Origin of the sequence: Inquilinus sp., from assembly GCF_039594555.1 — a bacterium.
In the GTDB taxonomy this organism is placed as follows: Bacteria; Pseudomonadota; Alphaproteobacteria; order DSM-16000; family Inquilinaceae; genus Inquilinus.
This window is the reverse complement of the sequence record NZ_JBCNNF010000525.1, coordinates 1-4,131: the sequence shown is the minus strand read 5'-3', so window position 1 is coordinate 4,131 and position 4,131 is coordinate 1. Positions and strand designations below refer to the sequence as shown.

Genomic DNA, 4,131 nt, shown 5'->3' with positions numbered 1-4,131 from the left:
GATCCTGCAGCCGGTGGGTGATCAGGATGACGCTGACGCCGCGGGCGCTGACCGTGCGGATCAGCTCCAGCACCGCCTCGACCTCGGCGACGGCCAGCGCCGCCGTCGGCTCGTCCATGATCAGCACCTTGGGGTCGAAGGAGGCGGCGCGGCCGATGGCGATGCTCTGGCGCTGGCCGCCCGACAGGTTCTCGACCTTCAGCCAGGTGTTGGGGATGCGGATGCCGAGCCCGTCCAGCATCGTCCGCGCTTCCGCATGCATCCGCCCCTTGTCGAGGAAGGACATTCCGAGCATGCCGCGCCGCGGCTCCCGCCCCAGGAACAAATTGCCGGCGACGTCGACCGTGTCGCACAGCGACAGGTCCTGGTAGACCATCTCGACATGGTGCCTTCGGGCATCGGCCGGGCTGTCGAAGCGCACCGGGGCGCCGTCGATCTCGATGGTGCCGGCATCCGGGACCACGGCGCCAGACAACACCTTGCTCAGCGTCGACTTGCCGGCGCCATTGTCGCCGACCAGCCCCAGCACCTCGCCGCGGCGCAGGGTCAGGTCGACATCGGTGAGCGTCTGGATCGCGCCGTAGCGCTTGCAGATCCCGCTCATGCGGACGCGGACGGGTTCGTCCAACGGTCCCTCCATCACTGATCGCATCGGGGTTATGCCAGCCTGCGAAAATACTGACTCGTCATCCCGTGCGCGCTGCGGCGCGAAGTGCCGCTGCGCAGACACGGGATCTGCGCTCGATCGCGAGGAGATCCCGTGTCTGCAGCGCATCATTGCATGCTGCGCTGCGCACGGGATGACGGGTCAGTTTCAATGGTGCCCTGGGGTTACTTGAACATGCCGCGGTACTGGTCGACGTTGGCTTTGGTGACGATGGTGACCGGCACGTTGATGATCGCCGGCACTTTCTCGCCCTTCTTCAGCTTCAAAAGGCTCTCGACCGCGACCTTGCCCTCGGTCGCCGGGTCCTGCTGCACCACGGCGGCGACCCAGCCGGCGTCGATGCCGGCGATCGCCTGGGCGGTCAGGTCCCAGCCGAACACCTTGATGTCGCCGGTGCGGCCCTGGCTGGTCACGGCGGAGACCGCGCCGATCAGCGCCGGCTCGCCGGTGGCGTAGAGGGCGGTCATCGAGGGGTTGGCGGTCATCAGGTTCTCCGACGCCGTCAGGGCGACGTCCTGGACGTTCTGGCCGTCGACCGTGTCGACGATGTCGACCTTCACGCCCGACGCCGTGAGCGCTTTCTTGAACCCGTCCAGCCGCTGGTTCTGGATGAAGGAGTTCAGCGCGCCGATGACGCCGAGCTTGGCGCTGCCGCCCATGTTCTGCTTCACATAGTCGGCGGTGTGCTTGCCGATCTCCTCGCCGGCCTTGAGGTTGTCGACGCCGACGAAGGCGGCGTTGTCGCCGTCCGGGATCTGGGCGTCGACCGCGATCACCGGGATGCCGGCCTGCTTGGCCGCAGTGATCGCCGGTTTCACGCCGTTGACGTCGATCGCCACCAGCACGATGCCGTCGACCTTCTGGGTGATGTAGTTCTCGATCGCGTCGTTCTGGGCGCTAGGCACGTTGTTGGCGTTGAAGATCACCAGCTTGGCGCCGGCGGCGTCGGCCGCCTTCTGCGCGCCCTCGTTGATCTGGTTGAAGAACAGCGCCTGCTGATTGATCGTCACCAGCGCGATCGTCTCGGCCTGGGCGGCGCCGGCCAGCATCGCCGCGCCGGCCAGCGCCGCGGCGGAAACCCATGCGTTCAGTCGGATCATGAAGCTCTCCTGTGATGTCGTTGTCGCGTTTCATCCCTGACGGCGGCAGGCCTCGCGATCAGCCTGCCGTCTTGGCCCTGCCCGCCGGCGGCCCGACGGATGTGCGGATCACCAGTTCGGTGGGCAGGCGCTGGATTGGCGGCACGTCCTCGCCCCGGATCTGCGCCAGCAGCGTCCGGATGCCGAGGCGACCCAGCGCCTCGATCGGCTGGCGCACGGTGGTGATCGGCGGGCTGAGAAGGTCCGCGAAGGGCATGTCGTCGAAGCTGGCCAGCGACAGGTCGGCCGGCACCGACAGGCCGCGTGCCGCCAGCTCCTGCAGCACGCCGACGGCGATGTAGTCGCTGCCGGTGAACACGGCGGTGGGCCGGCTGCCGGCCAGGATCGCCCGGGTGGCGTCGCGCCCGAACTCGCGCTCATAGGCGCCGAACCGGACCAGCCCATCCTCGACTGCCAGGCTCGCCTCGGACATCGCCCGGGCGAAGCCGGCGAAGCGCTCGCGGCTGCTCAGCAGCTGCTCCGGCCCGCCGATATGGGCGATACGGCGGTGGCCGGCGGCGATCAGGTGGCGGGTGGCGTCATGGGCGCCGGCCTCGTTCTCGACGAAGATCCGGGTGACGGCGGCGCCGGGCACGTCCTCGTCCAGCACCACCACATCGGTGCGGCCGTCGATCAGGTCGCGCAGGCGGCCGTCATCGACCCGGTTGGTCAGCACCAGCAGCCCGTCGACATGGCGCGCCGCCAGCCGGTCGATGCTCGCCGCCTCCATCTCCAGGTCGCCGCCGGTGCTGCTGAGCAGGATGGAGAAGCCGGCACGCCGCGCCTCGTCCTCCGCCGCCGCGGCCAGCGCGGCGAAGAACGGGTTGGCGATCTCGGGCGTGACCAAGCCGATGGTCTCCGAGCTGCCGAGGCTGAGGCGCTTGGCCAGCAGGTTCGGGCGATAATCCAGCCGCTTCGACGCGGCATCGATGCGCCCGGCGGTCTCCGCCGGAAGCTCGATATTGCCGTTCAGGTAGCGCGAGACCGTGGCCGGTGAAACCCCCGCCTCCCGCGCGACGTCGCGAATGGTCGCCATCCCTGCCTCCTCGACCGCACCGTAGCCATGGAAACCGGTTTAGTAAACCGGTTTCTAGCCCGAAAATGAGGTTCATCCGAAGGATGCGGAGCCAATGCCGCCTCGCATCTGGCGTTCCAGATTCGTACAGAAATTTCGCTTAAGAGAAACAGAAATTCGCGAGCAAAGAGTAGATATCTCGACTATCAAAGATCAAAATCAACAATTTAATGTCAATTAACATTTCAATTTTATTGAATTCTCTTCCATCAACATCCGAAGAAATTGCAGTTTCTCCTGTACAGCCGTAAAAGGAATCCATTAACAAGTCAGAGCATTCGTTAGGCATTTGGTCCGATCCCTTCCTCCACCTGATGGTTGGGAGAGACCGGGCCGACCGGCATATCTCTCGGGAGGCTCATTTGGCCAGGATCCCCCTTTCCGCGACGCGGGCACGGCAGGCCGGACGGCGCGCCGCCGCTGTTGTTTCTGTGCTGCTGGCGATCGGAGGCGCCGCCCCGGCCCTGGGGCAGATGCTGCCGCTGCCCCCGGGCGATGTGGTGTCCGGCCTGGTCTACCGCCGGGACGGCACCTCCGTGCCCTTCGTCCGGACCGGAACCGACGCCAACGCCTACATCTTCAGCACCGCGCCGACCGCGTCCTTCGCCAGCTCGGCCGCGGCGGCGGTGGTGCGGACCACGGCCGATACGCAGTACATCCGGGTCTACACCGAAGGCACCACCCGGCCGGTCGGCGGCTTCATCGCCGGCTCGGACGTGGTGCGCGGCATGACGGCGGTGGAGATCAAGGACAAGCTGGCGCTGCCCTATCTGCCGGATTCCCTGACCATCGTCCGCGTGCCGGCGGGGACCTGCATCCTGACCGGCACCGGCGCGCCGATCCTGGGGAATTTCCCGGCCAACCCGCCGTCGATCCCGGTGGGCGGCCCCTGGGGCAGCGGCGGCACGCCGCAATCGCTGCTGATCGGCACGTCAAACGACCCGAACTGCGCCAACCCGCAATTCCTGCCGTCGGACGCCTATACCAACCGGCAGCTGATCGGCGACAAGGCGCTGGCCTATGCGCCGCGGGCCGGCGGCGGCAATGCCGGCGCCATTGGCCGGGCGCTGGACCGGGCCACGCCGCCGGCGCTGTTCGGCGACATGGACCAAGTCTACAACAGCCTGGACCTGCTGAATTACGGCGACTCGGACCCGCTGCAATCGGCCCTGCAGCAGTTGAGCGGCGAGGTCTATGCCGACCTGCCCTCGGTCGAGATCGAAGGCGCCCGGGCGTTCCTGGGCGTGCTG

Annotated in this window: 4 protein-coding genes; 1 reads left to right on the top strand and 3 read right to left on the bottom strand. The window is 67.2% G+C overall.

The window, feature by feature from the left end; translation table 11 throughout:
• The 3 genes from ABDW35_RS33250 to ABDW35_RS33240 form a co-directional block, all read right to left on the bottom strand.
• Positions 1 to 628: ATP-binding cassette domain-containing protein (locus ABDW35_RS33250; RefSeq protein ID WP_343718133.1), on the bottom strand; the 628-nt coding region annotated here is incomplete at its 3' end.
• A gap of 203 nt (positions 629 to 831) precedes the next feature.
• On the bottom strand, positions 832 to 1,767 hold the full coding sequence (locus tag ABDW35_RS33245) for a substrate-binding domain-containing protein (protein WP_343718132.1): 936 nt from the start codon (positions 1,765 to 1,767) through the stop codon (positions 832 to 834).
• Between the two features lie 58 nt (positions 1,768 to 1,825).
• Positions 1,826 to 2,842, bottom strand: coding sequence for a LacI family DNA-binding transcriptional regulator (locus ABDW35_RS33240; RefSeq protein WP_343718131.1), 1,017 nt, complete (start codon positions 2,840 to 2,842; stop codon positions 1,826 to 1,828).
• Between the two features lie 401 nt (positions 2,843 to 3,243).
• On the opposite strand from ABDW35_RS33240, the gene ABDW35_RS33235 reads away from it, so the two are divergent.
• A partial coding sequence (locus ABDW35_RS33235) for a hypothetical protein (protein ID WP_343718130.1) occupies positions 3,244 to 4,131 on the top strand: 888 nt, incomplete at its 3' end.

Bases quoted from the DNA above. Each gene is read 5' to 3' on its own strand.
- ABDW35_RS33245 (WP_343718132.1), bottom strand. From the start codon at position 1,767: ATGATCCGACTGAACGCATGGGTTTCCGCCGCGGCGCTGGCCGGCGCG.
- ABDW35_RS33240 (WP_343718131.1), bottom strand. From the start codon at position 2,842: ATGGCGACCATTCGCGACGTCGCGCGGGAGGCGGGGGTTTCACCGGCC.